General features: G+C 67.3%; 2 protein-coding genes and 1 pseudogene. All 3 read right to left on the bottom strand.

The annotated features are described in order from the left end of the window. Positions 1–56: 56 nt before the first annotated feature. On the bottom strand, positions 57–230 hold the full coding sequence (locus SD626R_RS11845) for a 30S ribosomal protein S14 (protein WP_092566565.1): 174 nt from the start codon (positions 228–230) through the stop codon (positions 57–59). Continuing rightward, positions 227–751 carry a 50S ribosomal protein L5 gene (locus tag SD626R_RS11850; RefSeq protein WP_092566566.1) on the bottom strand — a complete coding sequence of 175 codons (525 nt, stop codon included), beginning with the start codon at positions 749–751 and terminating at the stop codon, positions 227–229. Before SD626R_RS11850 ends, SD626R_RS11845 begins: the two co-directional genes overlap by 4 nt. Next, positions 744–1,219 (bottom strand): annotated as a pseudogene (locus SD626R_RS11855) (30S ribosomal protein S4e); the annotation flags it as partial. The gene SD626R_RS11850 and the pseudogene SD626R_RS11855, both read right to left, overlap by 8 nt.

Here is a 1,219-nt window from a genome sequence, read left to right on the forward strand (position 1 = left end):
CTCGGCGTTGTCCATGCCGGCGAGCGCGTTGGTGAATGGATCGTTTCCCGTCATGATCAGCTGTACTTCTCGAATCCCATGTCTCGGGCGACCTCGCGGAAACACTGCCGGCAGAGGTTGATGTCGTACTTGCCGACAAGCCCCTGCTCGCGGTCGCACCGCCGGCAGGTGTGCCGGGTGTCGGTGCGCTTCGCCGCGTGTTCGCCCGTGTCGTTGTTCGCTTCGCTCATTCCGTTACCTCTACGTCGAAGTTCGTTTCGAGGAACGCGGCCGCGTCCTCGACGGTCATCCGGTGGTTCGCGGGGATAGACGCCGTCGCCTTGTCCCGCTTCGACACGCGGTAGCCGGGCCGGACGATCGTCGTCGTCACGTCGAGCCCGTAGATGCCGATGTTGGGGTCGTACTCCTGGCTCGGGAAGTCGGTGTGGTCCTCGACCCCGAAGCTCAGGTTGCCCGTGTCGTCGAACTGGCTCCGCGAGACGTCGACGACGTCGAGCGCGGTCGCGAGGAACTCGTGCGCGTCCTCGCCCCGCAGCGTCACCTTGACGCCGATCGGGTCGCCCTTGCGGATCCCGAACTCGGCGATGGTGCGCTTCGAGGTCGTCCGGACCGACTGCTGGCCCGTGATCTCCTCGATGATCTCCTCGGCGTCGGCGAGCGGCTCACCGCCCTGCCCGACGCCCATGTGGACGACGACCTTCTCCAGGTACGGCTCGCGCATCTCGTGCGCGGCGCTCTCGGACTCACTCATCCGAATCACCCGTCTCGTCGGCGTCGGTCGCGTCGTCCTCGTCGCCCGTGAAGTTCTCGTCGATGACGACGAGGTACTCCTCGACCGTCTCGTAGCCGTCCTCGTCGTCGCCGACGAAGACCGTGTTCGAGCCCGAGCCGAGCGTCACGTCGATGTCGTCGACCTCGCCGATCCGGCCGGCGTGCTGGCCGGCGACGGCGGTGACCAGGGCGCCCTCCTCGTACTCGAAGTGGGCGACGATCTCCTTCGACTCGTTGTCGATGACGATCGAGTCCTTGGTGTCGTACGGCGCGTCGTCGTCGACGCGGACGTTCGCCCCGTCGTGGAGCGTCAGCTGGACGGCCCCGCCGGGGACGACGGTCTTGTTCGTTATCTTCCCGAGCCGGCTGCCCGCGGCCTCCTCGTCGACGGGGGTCAGCGCGAGCCGACCGCCCTCGTCGGGGAAGACGCGGAAGAACTCCCCGCGCT

The sequence above is a fragment of the Halorubrum sp. SD626R genome, assembly GCF_001261915.1.
In the GTDB taxonomy this organism is placed as follows: Archaea; Halobacteriota; Halobacteria; order Halobacteriales; family Haloferacaceae; genus Halorubrum.